The 15,859-nt window shown below is 66.3% G+C and carries 15 protein-coding genes and 1 rRNA gene; 4 read left to right on the plus strand and 12 right to left on the minus strand.

The genetic code is table 11. The annotated features are described in order from the left end of the window. Positions 1–7: 7 nt before the first annotated feature. From G3N62_RS11565 to rpe, 7 genes are all read right to left on the minus strand, one after another. Complete coding sequence (locus G3N62_RS11565) at positions 8–634, minus strand: CYTH domain-containing protein (protein WP_069705988.1); 627 nt, start codon at positions 632–634, stop codon at positions 8–10. Further along, positions 634–1,419, minus strand: a complete 786-nt coding sequence (gene trpC, locus G3N62_RS11570; RefSeq protein ID WP_124670884.1) for an indole-3-glycerol phosphate synthase TrpC — start codon at positions 1,417–1,419, stop codon at positions 634–636. The genes G3N62_RS11565 and trpC overlap by 1 nt, the downstream gene beginning before the upstream one ends. A gap of 29 nt (positions 1,420–1,448) precedes the next feature. Continuing rightward, the gene (gene trpD / locus G3N62_RS11575) at positions 1,449–2,480 is read right to left on the minus strand and encodes an anthranilate phosphoribosyltransferase (protein ID WP_124670883.1); all 1,032 of its coding nucleotides are present in this window, start codon (positions 2,478–2,480) and stop codon (positions 1,449–1,451) included. Positions 2,481–2,493: 13 nt separating this feature from the next. Further along, positions 2,494–3,084, minus strand: coding sequence for an aminodeoxychorismate/anthranilate synthase component II (locus G3N62_RS11580; protein WP_049030266.1), 591 nt, complete (start codon positions 3,082–3,084; stop codon positions 2,494–2,496). Between the two features lie 13 nt (positions 3,085–3,097). Further along, the gene (gene trpE / locus G3N62_RS11585) at positions 3,098–4,591 is read right to left on the minus strand and encodes an anthranilate synthase component I (protein ID WP_011546531.1); all 1,494 of its coding nucleotides are present in this window, start codon (positions 4,589–4,591) and stop codon (positions 3,098–3,100) included. Between the two features lie 357 nt (positions 4,592–4,948). Continuing rightward, positions 4,949–5,722, minus strand: coding sequence for a phosphoglycolate phosphatase (locus tag G3N62_RS11590; protein ID WP_034187477.1), 774 nt, complete (start codon positions 5,720–5,722; stop codon positions 4,949–4,951). 4 nt (positions 5,723–5,726) lie between these two features. Next, on the minus strand, positions 5,727–6,413 hold the full coding sequence (rpe, locus tag G3N62_RS11595; RefSeq protein WP_006482066.1) for a ribulose-phosphate 3-epimerase: 687 nt from the start codon (positions 6,411–6,413) through the stop codon (positions 5,727–5,729). 178 nt (positions 6,414–6,591) lie between these two features. On the opposite strand from rpe, the gene apaG reads away from it, so the two are divergent. Together apaG and G3N62_RS11605 are read left to right on the plus strand one after the other, a co-directional pair. Further along, entirely contained in the window at positions 6,592–6,966 is a 375-nt protein-coding gene (gene apaG / locus G3N62_RS11600) for a Co2+/Mg2+ efflux protein ApaG (protein WP_034187476.1), read from the plus strand. 81 nt (positions 6,967–7,047) lie between these two features. Further along, positions 7,048–8,280: an MltA domain-containing protein gene (locus G3N62_RS11605; protein ID WP_034187532.1), complete on the plus strand. Its 1,233-nt coding sequence runs from the start codon at positions 7,048–7,050 to the stop codon at positions 8,278–8,280. Positions 8,281–8,446: 166 nt separating this feature from the next. Here G3N62_RS11605 and paaK read toward each other — a convergent pair whose 3' ends face one another. The 5 genes from paaK to paaN all read right to left on the minus strand — a co-directional run bounded on the left by paaK (position 8,447) and on the right by paaN (position 14,071). Next, on the minus strand, positions 8,447–9,745 hold the full coding sequence (gene paaK / locus G3N62_RS11610; RefSeq protein ID WP_034187475.1) for a phenylacetate--CoA ligase PaaK: 1,299 nt from the start codon (positions 9,743–9,745) through the stop codon (positions 8,447–8,449). A 38-nt stretch (positions 9,746–9,783) separates the two neighbouring features. Beyond that, positions 9,784–10,236 (minus strand): hydroxyphenylacetyl-CoA thioesterase PaaI, encoded by a 453-nt coding sequence (paaI, locus tag G3N62_RS11615; RefSeq protein ID WP_059557496.1) that lies wholly within the window; start codon positions 10,234–10,236, stop codon positions 9,784–9,786. A 1-nt stretch (position 10,237) separates the two neighbouring features. After that, entirely contained in the window at positions 10,238–11,029 is a 792-nt protein-coding gene (gene paaG, locus G3N62_RS11620; RefSeq protein WP_124670882.1) for a 2-(1,2-epoxy-1,2-dihydrophenyl)acetyl-CoA isomerase PaaG, read from the minus strand. A 45-nt stretch (positions 11,030–11,074) separates the two neighbouring features. After that, complete coding sequence (gene pcaF / locus G3N62_RS11625; RefSeq protein WP_124670881.1) at positions 11,075–12,277, minus strand: 3-oxoadipyl-CoA thiolase; 1,203 nt, start codon at positions 12,275–12,277, stop codon at positions 11,075–11,077. 87 nt (positions 12,278–12,364) lie between these two features. Further along, positions 12,365–14,071: a phenylacetic acid degradation protein PaaN gene (gene paaN / locus G3N62_RS11630; RefSeq protein ID WP_124670880.1), complete on the minus strand. Its 1,707-nt coding sequence runs from the start codon at positions 14,069–14,071 to the stop codon at positions 12,365–12,367. A 129-nt stretch (positions 14,072–14,200) separates the two neighbouring features. On the opposite strand from paaN, the gene G3N62_RS11635 reads away from it, so the two are divergent. Continuing rightward, a complete protein-coding gene (locus G3N62_RS11635) occupies positions 14,201–14,977 on the plus strand; it encodes an enoyl-CoA hydratase (RefSeq protein ID WP_034187470.1) in 777 nt (258 codons plus the stop codon). A 570-nt stretch (positions 14,978–15,547) separates the two neighbouring features. Beyond that, positions 15,548–15,859: ribosomal RNA gene (locus G3N62_RS11640) — 16S ribosomal RNA — on the plus strand; the annotation flags it as partial.

Raw genomic sequence — 15,859 nt, forward strand, 5'->3', positions numbered from 1 at the left:
TGCGTGTTTATTGCGCGCGCAGCCGGTAGCCGCGCTGCGCCTTGCTGATGTTTTCGGGAGCGAGGCCCGGCAGCGCCTGCTGCAGTTCGGCGGCAAGCGTCGAGAGCGCCGCTTCCGGGCCGTCGATCAGTTCGAGTTCGATTTCGCTGATCGGTTCGCGGCGCGTTTCGTGTTCCGCCTGGACGACGATCTCGCCGAGGTCCACCGCGGCCTCGACGGTCGCACCGCCGATCGCGACGCGCCACAGCGTACGCGAAAAATCCGTGCGGAACAGCGCATGCAGCGCGCCGGCCGCATTATTCAGCGCGGCGGCCGCTTCCGGCACGTCGCAGGCCGCGACGAGCGCGTCGATCTCGAGCGCGTCGCCGGCGACCGGCAGTTCCCATTCGTGGCGGCGATGCAGGCCGCCTTCCGCACTGCCGACCGTCTTGAAGGTCTGCAGCCAGCCGTGCGGCGTGCGACGCACGCGCACCGCGCTCTTCGAGCGCGCCAGCGCGAGATCGGGTGTGTCGTAGTAGACGTTCGCGAGCGTGACGTCGCGGCCGGGTTCGCCGGTCAGCGTCTCGAAGAAGCGTCGCGCGGCGTCGGCCTGACCGGCCGGCAGCGCGAGCTTGATTTCCTTTTCGATCGCCATCAGAAGAACATCCGCGCGAGTTCCTCGCCCGGCTGCTCGGCGCGCATGAACGCTTCGCCGACGAGGAACGTGTTCACGTTCGACGCGCGCATCGTGTCGACGTCGGTGCGCGACAGGATGCCCGATTCGGTCACGACGATGCGGTCCGCCGGAATCATGTCGAGCATGTCGAGCGTGGTCTGGATCGACGTCTCGAACGTGCGCAGGTTGCGGTTGTTGATGCCGAGCAGCGGTGTCTTGAGCGTCAGCGCCTGTTCCATCTCGTTGCGGTCGTGCACTTCGACCAGCACCGCGAGGCCGAGCGAGTGCGCATACGCCTCGAGGTCCTGCATCAGCGGCGTATCGAGCGCGGCGGCGATCAGCAGGATCGCGTCGGCGCCCATCGCGCGGGCTTCGACGATCTGGTACGCGTCGACGATGAAGTCCTTGCGCAGCACCGGCAGCGTGCAGGCCGCGCGTGCCTCTTCGAGGTAGCGGACGCCGCCCTGGAAGAATTGCTCGTCGGTCAGCACCGACAGGCACGCGGCGCCGTGCGCCGCATACGAGCGTGCGATGTCGGCCGGCACGAAGTGCTCGCGCAGCACGCCCTTCGACGGGCTGGCCTTCTTGATTTCGGCGATTACCGCGGCGTCGCCGGCCGCGTGCTTCGCACGCAGCGCGCCGACGAAGTCGCGCAGGTCGCGCGCGGAGGCGTCCAGCTTCAGTGCCTCGAGCGGCGTGCTGCGCATGGCCGCCGCGACTTCTTCGCGCTTGACGGCGATGATTCGGTCGAGAATGTCGCTCATGGGGATTCCTGCTTGATTCGTAAGGGGAGTCAGCGCTTGAACTGCTGCGTGAAGCGCACGAGTTCGTCGACTTTCGCGCGCGCCTTGCCGCTCGCGATCGCTTCGCGGGCGAGCTGGATGCCGTCCGCGATCGATTCGGCGACGTTCGCCGCATACAGCGCGGTGCCCGCGTTCAGCGTGACGATCTCGCGCGCGACGCCCGGCTGGTTGTCCAGCGCGCCGAGCAGCATCGTGCGCGACTCGTCGGCATTTTCCACCTTCAGCGTGCGGTTAGACACCATCTGCAGGCCGAAATCCTCCGGATGGATCTCGTATTCGTGCACCTTGCCGTCGCGCAATTCGCCGACGAGCGTCGCGGCGCCGAGCGACACCTCGTCCATCCCGTCCTTGCCGTATACGACGAGCACGTGCTGCGCGCCGAGGCGCTGCATCACGCGCACCTGGATACCGACGAGGTCGGGGTGGAACACGCCCATCAGCTGGTTCGGCGCGCCGGCCGGATTGGTCAGCGGGCCGAGGATGTTGAAGATCGTGCGCACGCCGAGTTCGCGCCGCACGGCCGCGATGTTCTTCATCGCCGGGTGATGGTTCGGCGCGAACATGAAGCCCATGCCCGTTTCGGCGATCGACACGGCGACCTGCTCCGACTGCAGGTCGATGTTCACGCCGAGCGCCTCGAGCACGTCGGCGCTGCCGGACTTGCTCGACACGCCGCGGTTGCCGTGCTTCGCGACCTTCGCGCCGGCCGCGGCCGTGACGAACATCGACGCGGTCGAGATGTTGAACGTATGCGAGCCGTCGCCGCCGGTGCCGACGATGTCGACGAAGTTCGAGTTGTCCTGCACCTCGACATGGTTCGCGAATTCGCGCATCACGGTCGCGGCGGCGGCGATCTCGCCGATCGTCTCCTTCTTCACGCGCAATCCGGTGATGATCGCCGCGGCCATCACCGGCGACATGTCGCCGCGCATGATGAGCCGCATCAGGTGCAGCATCTCGTCGTGGAAGATTTCGCGGTGCTCGATCGTGCGCTGCAGCGCTTCCTGCGGAGTAATCGTCATCGTGGGGCTCCCGTCACGCAGCCTGTGCAGCCGCGGCGCGGGCCTGCTTCAGGAAATTCTCGAGCAGCGCATGGCCGTGCTCGGACAGGATCGATTCCGGATGGAACTGCACGCCTTCGACCGGCAGCGTCTTGTGGCGCACGCCCATGATTTCGCCGTCGTCGGTCCAGGCGGACACTTCGAGGCAGTCCGGCAGCGATTCGCGCTCGATCGCGAGCGAGTGGTAGCGCGTGACGTCGAAATGCTTCGGCAGGTCGGCGAACACGCCGCGGCAATCGGTTTCGATCCGGCTCACCTTGCCGTGCATGATGGTTTTCGCGCGCACCACGCGGCCGCCGAATGCCTCGCCGATCGCCTGGTGGCCGAGACACACGCCGAGGATCGGTTTCTTGCCGGCGAACTCGCGCAGCACGTCGAGCGTGATGCCCGCGTGTTGCGGATTGCTCGGGCCCGGCGACAGGCAGATCGCGTCGGGATCCAGGCGCGCGATCTCGTCGAGCGTGATTTCGTCGTTGCGGTAGGTACGCACGTCCTCGCCGAGTTCACCGAAGTACTGGACCAGGTTGTAGGTAAACGAGTCGTAGTTGTCGATCATGAGCAGCATGGTCAGTCTCCGGTCAGAAGTCGCTATCGAGGCCGTCCTGGACCTGTTCGGCCGCACGCAGCACCGCGCGCGCCTTGTTCTCGGTCTCTTGCCATTCGGATTCGGGTACCGAATCCGCGACGACGCCGGCCGCCGCTTGTACATACAGGTTGCCGTTGTGGATCAGCCCCGTGCGGATCGCGATCGCGAGATCCATCTCGCCCGAGAACGACAGGTAGCCGACCGCGCCGCCGTACAGCCCGCGCTTGACCGGCTCGAGCTCGTCGATCAGTTCCATCGCGCGCACCTTCGGCGCGCCGGACAGCGTGCCGGCCGGGAACGTCGCGCGCAGCACGTCGTAGTTCGTCATGCCGGGCTTCAGCTTGCCTTCGACCGAGCTGACGATATGCTGCACGTGCGAGTACTTCTCGATGACCATCTTGTCGGTCACCTGCACCGAGCCGATTTCGGCAATACGGCCGACATCGTTGCGCGCGAGGTCGATCAGCATCACGTGCTCGGCGATCTCCTTCGGATCGTTGAGCAGCTCGGTCGCGAGTTCCGCATCGCGCTCGGGCGTGTTGCCGCGCGGGCGCGTGCCGGCGAGCGGGCGGATCGTGACGATCTGATCCTCGCCGCGCTTTTCCTGGCGCACGAGGATTTCCGGCGACGCACCCACCACGTGGAAATCGCCGAAGTTGTAGTAATACATGTACGGCGACGGGTTCAGCGAACGCAGCGCGCGATACAGCGACAGCGGATTGTCGCGGTACGGCTTCGTCAGCCGCTGGCCGACCTGGATCTGCATCAGTTCGCCGGCCGCGATGTATTCCTTCGCCTGGCGCACGGCGGCCAGATAGTCGTCCTTCTTGAACTCGCGGAACGTCTCGGTGCGCACGCTGGCCGACGTGACGGGCGGCTGCACGGTCGTGCGCAGGCGCTGCTTCAGCTCGCGCAGGCGCTGTTTCGCCTTCGCGTAGGCTTCGGGCTGGCCCGGGTCCGCGTAGATGATCAGGTACAGCTTGCCGGCGAGATTGTCGATGACCGCGACTTCCTCGGTCAGCAGCAGCTGGATGTCGGGCAGGCCGAGATCGTCGCGCGGCGCGGTGTTCGCGAGCTTCTTCTCGATATAGCGCACCGCGTCGTAACCGAAGTAGCCGGCGAGACCGCCGCAGAAGCGCGGCAGGCCCGGGCGCTGCGCGACCTTGAAACGCGCCTGGAACGATTCGATGAACTGGAACGGGTCGCCGTCGTGCGTCTCGACGACCTGGCCGTCGCGCACGACTTCCGATACGCCGTTGCGGGTGCGGACGAGCGTGCGGGCCGGCAGGCCGATGAACGAGTAGCGGCCGAAGCGTTCGCCGCCGACCACGGATTCCAGCAGGAACGAGTTGGCGCCCGCGCGTTCGGGCTGGGCCAGCTTCAGGTAGAGGGACAGCGGCGTTTCGAGATCGGCAAGGGCTTCCGCGATCAGCGGGATGCGGTTGTAGCCTTCGTTCGCGAGCGATTGGAATTCGAGTTCGGTCATGTTCCGGTCCTGTTCGGGACGAGCGGCGCGTGCGCCAGGGATCACTTGACGCTGCGCGGGTTGCCGTCGGCGAAAGGGCGGTCGATCGAGAAGTGCCTGTTGCCGGCCGGCATTCCGGGCGTGAACGTCGCGAGCCTGCGGCCGATCCTGAACGCAAGCGTTCGGACGCGGTGGAACTCGAGGTGGTGCGACGATCGGCGCGCGGATGCGCAGCGAGATAAAAAACGGCGCTGAAGACGTGCTTCAGCGTACCTCATCGAAGAGGTTAGCGCGACCAGCGACGCCAGGGCCAGGCTCCCCGGTCGATGCTGCTCAGACTCCGTTTTTTATTCAGAAACATGCGGATGGAAGAAATAATCAGACGGTTGGCCGGCCGGCGTTGTGCGCGGAAATTGCGCGAGCCGCGACCAGCAACGAATCGACTATACCATCCGAATTTATCGTTTGTATAGCTTTGCCGTGGTTGTAGCCGTACGGCACCGTCAGCGTCGCCATTCCGGCCGCGCGGCCGGCCAGCGCGTCGTTTTCCGAGTCGCCGATCGCGACCGCCGCGTCCGGCGGGACGCCGAGCGCGTCGCAGGCCGTCAGCATCGGCAGCGGATCGGGCTTCTTGCGTGCGACGCTGTCGCCGCCGAGCACGATGCCGAAGCAATCGGCCAGCCCGTATTGTTCGAGCAGCTCGACCGCGAAGCGGTGCGGCTTGTTCGTCACGCACGCGAGCCGGATCCCGGCCGCGCGCAGCGCGTCGAGGCCGGCGGCCACTTCCGGATAGAGGCGCGCATGGCGGCCGTTGATCTTCGCGTATTCGGTCTGGTAGATCGCCAGTGCGTCGTCGAAGCGCGCGTGCGCTTCGTCGGCCGGGAAGCGCGGCTTCAGCACGCTCTGGATCAGGTGTTCGGAGCCCTTGCCGACGTAGCCGATCACCTCGTCGCGCGACGTGGCCGGCGCGCCGAGCCGCGCGAGCATCCCGTTCAGGCCGGCCGTGAAATCGTCGGCCGTGTCGACCATCGTGCCGTCGAGGTCGATCAGCGCGGCTTCGATACGCGGCGCGGCAAAGCGGATCGGGGCGGCGTGCGTGGCGTCCGCGGTGGCCCCGGCCGGCGCGTGGCCGGCAAGCGACGAATCGGCCACGGCGTCAGCTCCGCTCGACGGTGGCGAGCGCGGCGCGCATCTCGTCGATCACCTTGCGGTAGTCGGGCTTGCCGAAGATCGCCGAACCCGCGACGAACGTGTCGGCGCCGGCCGCAGCGATTTCCGCGATGTTGTCGGCCTTCACGCCGCCGTCGACCTCGAGCAGGATCTCGCGGCCCGTGCGCTCGGTGTACGCGTCGATGCGCGCGCGTGCTTCACGCAGCTTGTTCAGCGTTTCCGGAATGAACGACTGGCCGCCGAAGCCCGGGTTGACCGACATCAGCAGCACGAAGTCGAGGCGGTCCATCACGTGGTCGAGGTAGTTCAGCGGCGTGGCCGGGTTGAACACGAGGCCGGCCTTGCAGCCGTGGTCGCGGATCAGCGACAGCGTGCGGTCGATGTGATCGGAGCCTTCCGGGTGGAAGCTGATCAGGTTCGCACCGGCCTTCGCGAAATCGGGCACGATCCGGTCGACCGGGCGCACCATCAGGTGCACGTCGATCGGCACCTGCACGTGCGGGCGGATCGCTTCGCACACGAGCGGGCCGATCGTCAGGTTCGGCACATAATGGTTGTCCATCACGTCGAAGTGGATCCAGTCGGCGCCGGCGGCGACGACGTTGCGGACTTCTTCGCCGAGCCGTGCGAAATCGGCCGACAGGATGCTGGGAGCGATACGGAATTGGGTCATGGCAGGGGAGCGGGGACGTTGCGGCGCAAAACCGTCATTCTACCGTCCGGCGACCCGGTGCGCGGCGGCGGGCCGTGCGGCCGAGGCCCGATTGCGCATAGAATGCCGAACCAATGCGGCGCGCCCGCGGCCCCGTTGCCCATGCCGGCACGGACAGTCACCTTCCACCGGAAACATCATGAGTCAGTATCAGTTCACCGTTTCGGTGAAAACCAGCTACCTGCCGGAACAATCCGACCCCGATCACCGTCAATACGCATTCGCGTACACGCTGACGATCCGCAACACGGGACAGGTCGCGGCGCAGCTGATCGCGCGTCACTGGATCATCACGGACAGCGAGAACCACGTGCAGGAAGTGAAGGGGCTCGGCGTCGTCGGGCACCAGCCGCTGCTGCAGCCGGGCGAACACTTCGAATACACGAGCTGGGCCGTGATCGCGACGCCGGTCGGCACGATGCGGGGCGCGTACTTCTGCGTGGCGGAAGACGGCGAGCGTTTCGAGGCGCCGGTCGACGAGTTCGCACTGCACATGCCGCGCACGCTGCATTGAGCGTGCGAAGCGCGTCAGCGCGGCTGGCGGTCGTTGTTGCCGCGGGCGTGCTTCTTTCTGCCCGACGACGTCCACACGACGATGAAGATCAGCAGGGCAAGCGCTACGAAGGCTTCGAGCGCGAAGATGAGCATCGGATATTGGTCGAGAAAATCTGACATGGCGGTTTCCATCAAGAACGGACATTGTATGTGGTTTGGGCCCCGGTTGGCCGGGTGGGTGGCAGCGGCCGCGGCGGCGGCGCTGCTTGCCGCGTGCGGCAGCGCACCGACGCGGACGTCGTCGCTGAAGCCGCCGACCGGCGCGGCGATCGTGCCGGGGCAGGTCGCCGCGAAGCGGCTCACGCCGGTCGCGTGGCAGCAGGTGCCGGGCTGGCAGGACGATTCGCTGATAGGCGCGACGGCCGCGCTGCGGCAGAACTGCGTGCGGCTCGCGCGCCAGCCGGCCTGGGCGCGCGCGTGCGCGGCCGCCGACCGGCTCGACGAGCTCGACGTCGGCAGCGCGCGCACTTTCTTCGAAACGTATTTCACGCCGTTCCAGCTCGCGAACACCGACGGGACGCTCGACGGGCTCGTGACCGGTTATTACGAGCCGCTGCTGCACGGTTCGCGCGTGCGCCGCGGCCCGTATCAGTACGCGCTCTATCGCTGGCCGGCCGGCTATCGCGCGGGGGCCGCGCTGCCGGCACGCGCGCAGCTCGAGCGCGCCGGGATCCTGAACGGCAACGAACTCGTGTGGGTCGACGATCCGATCGAGGCCTTCTTCCTGCAGGTGCAGGGCTCGGGGCGCGTGCTGCTCGACGACGGTTCGGTGATGCGGGTCGGCTTCGGCGGCACCAACAACCAGCCGTACCGTTCGATCGGCAAGTGGCTGCTCGATCGCGGCGAACTGACGCCCGCCCAGGCGACGATGCAGGGCATCAAGGCATGGGCGAAGGCGAACCCGACCCGCGTCGACGCGTTGCTCGACACGAATCCGCGGTTCGTGTTCTTCCGCGACATGCCGACCAAGGAAGATGCGCCGCACGGCGGCGCGGACGGCCCGATCGGCGCGCTTGGCGTGCCGCTGACGCCGGAGCGTTCGATCGCGGTCGACCCGTCGGCGATTCCGCTCGGCACGCCCGTGTTCCTGCAGACTACGCGTCCGCTGACGAATACGCCGATGAACCGGCTCGTGTTCGCGCAGGATACGGGTTCGGCGATCAAGGGCGGCGTGCGGGCCGACTATTTCTGGGGGCTCGGCGACGACGCGGGCGATCAGGCCGGCCGGATGAAGCAGGTCGGCCGGATGTGGCTGCTGTTCCCGAATTCGTGATGCGCAGCGGCGCGGTTGTTCCAGGCGGAATGCCCCACGTGACGTGACTGACTTGACGGGCCGTGCCCCGAGACAAAACAGTCCGACCGGCTCTGGCCGATTCGGACTGTTTCTTTTTGGGGCGGCGCGATGACCGCTCCGCGTCGCTGACCGGCGGCGTCCGGTGTTATCCCTTGCGCTTGTCGACGACGCGGCGTGCCTTGCCGACCGAGCGTTCGATCCCGTTCACGGGCAGCACGTTGATCACGGCCGTCACGCCGATCAGCGACTTGATGTCGTGCGCGAGCGCCTGTTTTGCCGCGTGGATCGCTGCCGTATCGGGTGCGGAGTCGGGGCAGGGCTCGACGTTGAGCGTCAGCACGTCGAGCGGGCCTTCCTTCGTCAGCACGATCTGATAGTGCGGCGCGAGCGCGCGCTGCTTGAGCAACTGCTCCTCAATTTGCGTCGGGAATACGTTGACGCCGCGCACGATCATCATGTCGTCCGAGCGGCCGGTGATCTTCTCCATCCGGCGCATCGTGCGGGCGGTGCCGGGCAACAGGCGCGTGAGATCGCGGGTGCGATAGCGGATGATCGGCAGCGCTTCCTTCGTCAGCGACGTGAACACGAGTTCGCCGAGCTCGCCGTCCGGCAGTACTTCGCCGGTTTCCGGGTCGATGATTTCCGGATAGAAATGGTCTTCCCAGATGGTCGGGCCGTCCTTGGTCTCGACGCATTCGGACGCGACACCGGGCCCCATCACTTCCGACAGCCCGTAGATGTCGACCGCGTCGATGCCCATTCGCTGTTCGATCGCGACGCGCATGTCGTTGGTCCAGGGCTCCGCGCCGAAGATACCGATGCGCAGCGAGCTCTGCACGGGATCGAGGCCTTGGCGTTCGATTTCGTCTGCGATCGACAGCATGTAGCTCGGCGTCACCATGATGATGTCGGGCCGGAAATCCTGGATCAGCTGCACCTGCTTTTCGGTCTGGCCGCCGCCGAACGGGATCACGGTCAGCCCTGCGCGTTCGGCGCCGTAATGCGCGCCGAGCCCGCCCGTGAACAGGCCGTAGCCGTAGCTGACGTGTACCTTGTCGCCGCGGCGTGCACCGGCGGCGCGGATCGAACGCGCGACGAGGTTCGCCCACGTGTCGATGTCGCCGGCCGTATAGCCGACGACCGTCGGCTTGCCGGTCGTGCCCGATGACGCGTGGATGCGCGAGATCCGGTCCTGCGGTACCGCGAACATCCCGAACGGGTAGCTGTCGCGCAGATCGCCCTTCGTCGTGAACGGGAAGCGCGACAGGTCGGCGAGCGTCTTCAGGTCGTCCGGATGCACGCCCGCGTCGTCGAACTTGCGACGATAGACGGGCGAGTGGTCATACGCATGCCGGAGCGACCACTTGAGGCGTTCGAGCTGCAGTGCGATCAGCTCGTCGCGTGAGGCGGTCTCGATCGGCTCGAGCGGTAGCGGGGTAGTCATGCCTGTCTCCAGTGTTTGTTATGTGCGGGCCGTCGGCGTCAGCGGTCTTCCGGGATGACCGTGCCCTTGATCTGGGCGGATTTGCCGCGAAACATCGCGACCGTTTCACCGGTCTGGTTCGTGACGCGGATGTCGTAGATGCCGTGGCGGCCGGCGCGCGCCTGTTCGATCGCCTCGGCCGTCAGCACGTCGTCGCCGTGCACCGGGCGCAGGAATTCGATCGAGCAGCCGGCCGCGACCGTGTTCAGGTTGTACGAGTTGCACGCGAATGCGAAGGTCGAATCGGCGAGCGTGAAGATGATCCCGCCGTGGCAGGTCTGGTGTCCGTTCAGGAATTCGGGCCGCACGCGCATCCGCAGGCGGGCGTAGCCGGCGCGAACCTCGGCGATTTCCATGCCGAACGCGCGGCTGCAGGCGTCGGCTTCGTACATGGCCTGCGCCGTGGCGCGGGCCAGCGAATCGGGGTCGAGCGTGGTGGTGGCGTGCGTCATGTCAACGCCCCTCGAAGCGCGGTGCGCGCTTCTCGATGAACGCCGTCACGCCTTCCGCATAGTCGTGCGACTGGCCGAGCTTGCGTTGAAGGTCGCGTTCCAGGTCGAGCTGCTGGTCGAGCGTGTTCGTGACGCCGTCGCGCATCGATTGCTTGATCGATGCGATCGCGAGCGTCGGCTGTTGCGCGAGCTGGGTGGCGAGCTGACGGACCGTCGCGACGAGTGCGTCGTCGTCGACGGCACGCCAGATCAAGCCCCATTGCTCGGCCTGCTCGGCGCCGAGCTTGTCGCCGGTCAGCGCGAGCCCCAGCGCGCGAGCCATGCCGACGCGCTGCGGCAGGAACCACGTGCCGCCCGAATCCGGCACGAGCCCGATCTTGACGAAGGCCTGGATGAAACTGCTCGAGCGGGCGGCAAACACGAGATCGCATGCGAGGGCGAGATTCGCGCCGGCGCCGGCCGCCGTGCCGTTGACGGCGGCGATCACCGGAATCGGCAGGCGCTGCAGGCGGCGGATCAGCGGATTGAAGTGCTCGTCGATCAGCGTGCCGAGGTCGGTGGACGCGCCCGGCGTGAAGTCGAGGTCGGCCAGATCCTGGCCCGCGCAGAAGCCGCGCCCCGCCCCTGTCAGAATCAGCGCGCGCGCGCCGGCCGCTTCGACTTCATCGAGTGCCGACTGCAGTTCGCGATGCATCGCCCGCGTGAAGCTGTTCAGCTTGTCGGGGCGGTTGAGGGTGATCGTGGCCACGCGCGCGGCCTGATCGACATCCAGCTGAATCGCCTGATAGGACATGCAGTGTCTCCTTCATGACTTCGTTATAGGCGCGCGGCGGGGCGGTTATACGCGTTCGATCGCGAGGGCGATGCCCTGGCCGACGCCGATGCACATCGTACAGAGCGCAAAGCTGCCGCCCGTACGTTCGAGTTGATGGAGCGCCGTGGTCACGAGCCGGGCCCCCGAAGCGCCGAGCGGATGGCCCAGCGCAATCGCGCCCCCGTTCGGGTTCACGCGCGGATCGTCGTCGGCGACACCGAGCATGCGCAGCACCGCGAGGCCCTGCGACGCGAACGCCTCGTTCAGTTCGATCACGTCGAACTGGTCGGTGGTCATGCCGAGCTGGCGCAGCAGCTTTTGCGTGGCCGGCGCGGGGCCGATGCCCATCACGCGGGGTTCCACACCGGCGGTTGCCATGCCGACGACGCGCGCGCGGCGGCGCAGCCCATACTGGTCGGCTGCCTGCGCATTGGCGAGCAGCAGCGCGCACGCGCCGTCGTTGACGCCCGACGCGTTGCCGGCCGTGACGGAGCCGTCCGGACGCACGACACCTTTCAGCTTCGCAAGCGCCTCGAGCGACGTCTCGCGCGGATGTTCGTCGCGCGACACGACGATAGCGTCGCCTTTCTTCTGCGCGATCGTGACCGCGACGATTTCGTCGGCGAGCGTGCCGTCCTGCTGCGCACGCGCGGCCTTCTGCTGGCTGCGCAGCGCGAACAGGTCCTGATCCGCGCGGCTGATGTGGTAGTCGACCGCGACGTTCTCGGCCGTTTCCGGCATCGAGTCGACGCCATGCAGCTGCTTCATCAGCGGATTGACGAAACGCCAGCCGATCGTCGTATCGAAGATGTCGGCCTGGCGCGCGAATGCGCTCGCGGCCTTGCCCATCACGAACGGCGCGCGCGTCATGCTCTCGACGCCACCGGCGATCATCAGGCGCGCTTCGCCCGACTTGATCGCGCGCGCGGCCGTGCCGACCGCGTCCATTCCGGAGCCGCACAGGCGGTTCAGCGTCGTGCCCGGCACGGCGGTCGGCAGGCCCGCGAGCAGCGCCGACATGCGCGCGACGTTGCGGTTGTCCTCGCCGGCCTGATTCGCGCAGCCGTAGATCACGTCGTCGATCGCCGACCAGTCGACGTTTCGGTTGCGCTCGACGAGCGCCTTGAGCGGCACCGCGCCGAGGTCGTCGGCGCGGACGTCTTTCAGGGCGCCGCCGTAGCGGCCGATGGGGGTGCGAATCGCGTCGCAGATGTAGGCGTCTGTCATGGGCGTATCGATGAGCAACGAACCCGCCGGGTGGCGGATTCGTTCATGGTAGAGAACGTGGCGGCGTTTGCACGTCGGCCATTCGGGTTATGCCGTCTGGCCGGCTTCCGCGGGGACTGCTTTCGGGGCAACATGGACGCGGCTTTGCACCACGCGGAAGCGGTTGGCGACGAACGCCGGGTCGGCCAGCGCCGCGTTAGCCGCCGGGTTCGCACCGGTGCCGTGGAAATCGGAGAACGCGGCCGACTGGTTGACGAATACGCCGCCCGTCAGGTTGATCGACAGCGCGACACCGCCGCGTACCGCCGCGTCGTGCGCGGCCTCGACGATCGCATCGTCGGTGCTGTAGACGGAGAGCGTCAGTGCGCCATGTTCCGCTGCGATTTCACCGGCGAGGTCGAGCGACTGAGCGGTCGAGTCGGTCGCGATCACGAACGAGATCGGGCCGAACCATTCCTGCGTGAATTTGGCGCGATCGGCCACGTCGAGCTGCAGTACGAGCGGCGTACGCACGCGGGCGTCGGGGAAGACCGGATGCTGGAGGGTCTGGCTGTCGGCGAGCACGCGGCCGAGCTGGCGGGCGTCGTCGATGCGCGCGGTCACGCCTTCGTTCTGGATCGCGCCGATCAGTTCGACCGCGCGTGCCGGGTCGCCGGTGAGTTTTTGGACGGAAACGGCGATGGCCTGTGCGACCTCGTCGAAGCTCGCATGACCGTCGGCCGTCCGGATCCCGTCGCGCGGCACGTAGATATTTTGCGGCGCCGTGCACATCTGGCCGGAATACAGCGCCAGCGAGAACGCGATGTTCCTGGCGGCGGCCTTCAGGTCGTCGGTCGAGTCGATCACGATCTGGTTGACGCCCGCCTTTTCGGTATAGACCTGTGCCTGGTGGGCATGGCGTTCGAGCCACGTGCCGTTCTGTGTGCTGCCGGTAAAGTCGATCAGCTTGATCTCGGGGCGCAGCGCGAGGTCCTGGACGAGGGCGCCGTCGTTGGGCTCGGTCGCGAGGAGCGTGACGACGTTCGGATCGAATCCGGCCTCGCGCAGTACGTCGCGGGCGATCCGGACCGTGATCGCGAGCGGCAGGATCGCACCCGGATGCGGCTTGGCGATCACGGTGTTGCCGGTTGCCAGGTCGGCGAACAGGCCCGGGTAGCCGTTCCAGGTCGGGAACGTGCAGCAGCCGAGCACGAGCCCCGTGCCGCGCGGGACGATCGTGTAGCGCTTGTGCATCGCGAGCGGCGGGTTCTTGCCTTGCGGTTTTTCCCAGTGCGCGTCGGCGGGGATGCGGCGCAGTTCGTCCCATGCATAGGCGACGGCCTCGAGCGCACGATCCTGCGCGTGCGGGCCACCGGCCTGGAACGCCATCATGAATGCCTGCCCGGTGGTGTGCATCACGCTGTAAGCGATCTCGAAGCTTGCGCGGTTCAGGCGCGCGAGAATCTCGAGGCTGACGCCGATCCATGCGCTCGGGCCGGCTTCGCGCCACGTGCGTTGCGCGGCGGCCGCGGCGGCGATCAGTGCGTCGGGCGTCGATTTCGGATACCGGATGCCGAGCGCGATGCCATAGGGCGACTGCTCGGCACCGACCGTTTCGCCGGACGCCGGCTGGTCGAGTTCGAACGTTTTGTCGAGGTGGGACTTGAATGCGGCCTCGCCATCGGCGTTCGCGCTTTCCCCGTACACTTTGGGGCTCGGCATTTCGGCGAACGGGCTCCAGTACCCGCGGCTCTCGATGGCGGCGAGTGCGTGCTTCAGCGTGTCTTCGTGCTTCGTGAACAGTGCATGGGTCATGGCGGCGGCCTGATGGACATTGAGAGGGGTTGGATCGATTAATTAACCGACCGGTTGGTCGGAGAATGGTAGCATCAAACTATTCGCATGTGCGAGGCGTTTCTCATTTCATTGATCGAGGAGAAATAGATGGCTTACGAGAACATCCTGGTGGAGACCCGGGGGCGTGTCGGGCTGGTTACGCTGAACCGTCCGAAGGCGTTGAATGCGCTGAACGATGCGCTGATGGATGAGTTGGGCGCCGCGCTGAAGGCGTTCGATGCGGATGACGGCATCGGCGCGATCGTCGTGACGGGGAGCGAGAAGGCATTCGCGGCCGGTGCGGATATCGGCATGATGGCGACCTACTCCTATATGGATGTTTATCGGGGCGACTACATCACGCGCAACTGGGAGACGGTCCGCGAGATCCGCAAGCCGATCATTGCGGCGGTTTCGGGCTTCGCGCTGGGAGGCGGCTGCGAGCTTGCGATGATGTGCGACATCATCTTTGCGGCGGATACGGCCAAGTTCGGTCAGCCGGAGATCAAGCTGGGCATCATGCCGGGCGCTGGCGGTACGCAGCGGCTGCCGCGCGCGGTGTCGAAAGCGAAGGCGATGGACATGTGTCTGACGGCACGCTTCATGGACGCCGCCGAAGCCGAGCGGGCCGGGCTCGTGTCGCGCGTGCTGCCGGCCGACAAGTTGCTCGACGAGGCGCTTGCCGCCGCGGCGACGATCGCCGAGTTCTCGCTGCCGGCGGTCATGATGGTCAAGGAGTCCGTGAACCGCGCGTACGAGACGACGCTGGCCGAGGGCGTCCACTTCGAGCGTCGGCTGTTCCATTCGCTGTTCGCGACCGAAGACCAGAAGGAAGGGATGGCGGCCTTCGTCGAGAAGCGGAAGCCGGAGTTCAAGAACCGCTGATCGGGTTCTGCCACGCGCGGTGTCCGACGGCCTGTTGGGCGCCTGTTGTCAGCACGGCGGGTCGTCGCCCGTCGAACCCCCAGCCCCCGTGCGCGGCAGCGCACGGGGGCTTTTTCAAACTTTTTTCACAAAGGGCTTGCGCGGGCGGCGCGAGGTGCATAGAATCACGCCTCTTTCGCGCTCACGGAAACGCGGCGCGGGAGGAAGGGAAGCAGTGCGGTTGAGGCTTGGCAGGAACGGCCTCGGCGGTACGGAAGTTGAGCCCCGCGGTCGCAACGACGTAATGCAAAAAGTTGTTGACGAGCTGCGAAACACGGTTCATAATCTCGCTTCTCTGCTGCTGAAAACGCAGCGCTGCCGGGAAACACGAAGTTCCTCGCAGATTGCTCTTTAAAAATTAACAGCCGATAAGTGTGGGCGCTTGATGGCAGCGAGCTGATCCTCGGATCAGATAGCGAAAGTATCAAGAGTCTCACACTAAAGTAAGTCAGGTTTATGAAGTGATTCATATTCCTGTCAGCTTTGAGTGAGCGACCGGTTCTTAACCGAACCGAAAACAGTAACAGGTTTAAACTGAAGAGTTTGATCCTGGCTCAGATTGAACGCTGGCGGCATGCCTTACACATGCAAGTCGAACGGCAGCACGGGTGCTTGCACCTGGTGGCGAGTGGCGAACGGGTGAGTAATACATCGGAACATGTCCTGTAGTGGGGGATAGCCCGGCGAAAGCCGGATTAATACCGCATACGATCCATGGATGAAAGCGGGGGACCTTCGGGCCTCGCGCTATAGGGTTGGCCGATGGCTGATTAGCTAGTTGGTGGGGTAAAGGCCTACCAAGGCGACGATCAGTAGCTGGTCTGAGAGGACGACCAGCCACAC

Origin of the sequence: Burkholderia sp. Tr-20355 (assembly GCF_017104685.1) — a bacterium.
Classification (GTDB): domain Bacteria; phylum Pseudomonadota; class Gammaproteobacteria; order Burkholderiales; family Burkholderiaceae; genus Burkholderia; species Burkholderia seminalis.

Bases quoted from the DNA above. Each gene is read 5' to 3' on its own strand.
- G3N62_RS11565 (WP_069705988.1), bottom strand. From the start codon at position 634: ATGGCGATCGAAAAGGAAATCAAGCTCGCGCTGCCGGCCGGTCAGGCC.
- trpC (WP_124670884.1), bottom strand. From the start codon at position 1,419: ATGAGCGACATTCTCGACCGAATCATCGCCGTCAAGCGCGAAGAAGTC.
- trpD (WP_124670883.1), bottom strand. From the start codon at position 2,480: ATGACGATTACTCCGCAGGAAGCGCTGCAGCGCACGATCGAGCACCGC.
- G3N62_RS11580 (WP_049030266.1), bottom strand. From the start codon at position 3,084: ATGCTGCTCATGATCGACAACTACGACTCGTTTACCTACAACCTGGTC.
- trpE (WP_011546531.1), bottom strand. From the start codon at position 4,591: ATGACCGAACTCGAATTCCAATCGCTCGCGAACGAAGGCTACAACCGC.
- rpe (WP_006482066.1), bottom strand. From the start codon at position 6,413: ATGACCCAATTCCGTATCGCTCCCAGCATCCTGTCGGCCGATTTCGCA.
- apaG (WP_034187476.1), top strand. From the start codon at position 6,592: ATGAGTCAGTATCAGTTCACCGTTTCGGTGAAAACCAGCTACCTGCCG.
- G3N62_RS11605 (WP_034187532.1), top strand. From the start codon at position 7,048: ATGAAGATCAGCAGGGCAAGCGCTACGAAGGCTTCGAGCGCGAAGATG.
- paaK (WP_034187475.1), bottom strand. From the start codon at position 9,745: ATGACTACCCCGCTACCGCTCGAGCCGATCGAGACCGCCTCACGCGAC.
- paaI (WP_059557496.1), bottom strand. From the start codon at position 10,236: ATGACGCACGCCACCACCACGCTCGACCCCGATTCGCTGGCCCGCGCC.
- paaG (WP_124670882.1), bottom strand. From the start codon at position 11,029: ATGTCCTATCAGGCGATTCAGCTGGATGTCGATCAGGCCGCGCGCGTG.
- pcaF (WP_124670881.1), bottom strand. From the start codon at position 12,277: ATGACAGACGCCTACATCTGCGACGCGATTCGCACCCCCATCGGCCGC.
- paaN (WP_124670880.1), bottom strand. From the start codon at position 14,071: ATGACCCATGCACTGTTCACGAAGCACGAAGACACGCTGAAGCACGCA.
- G3N62_RS11635 (WP_034187470.1), top strand. From the start codon at position 14,201: ATGGCTTACGAGAACATCCTGGTGGAGACCCGGGGGCGTGTCGGGCTG.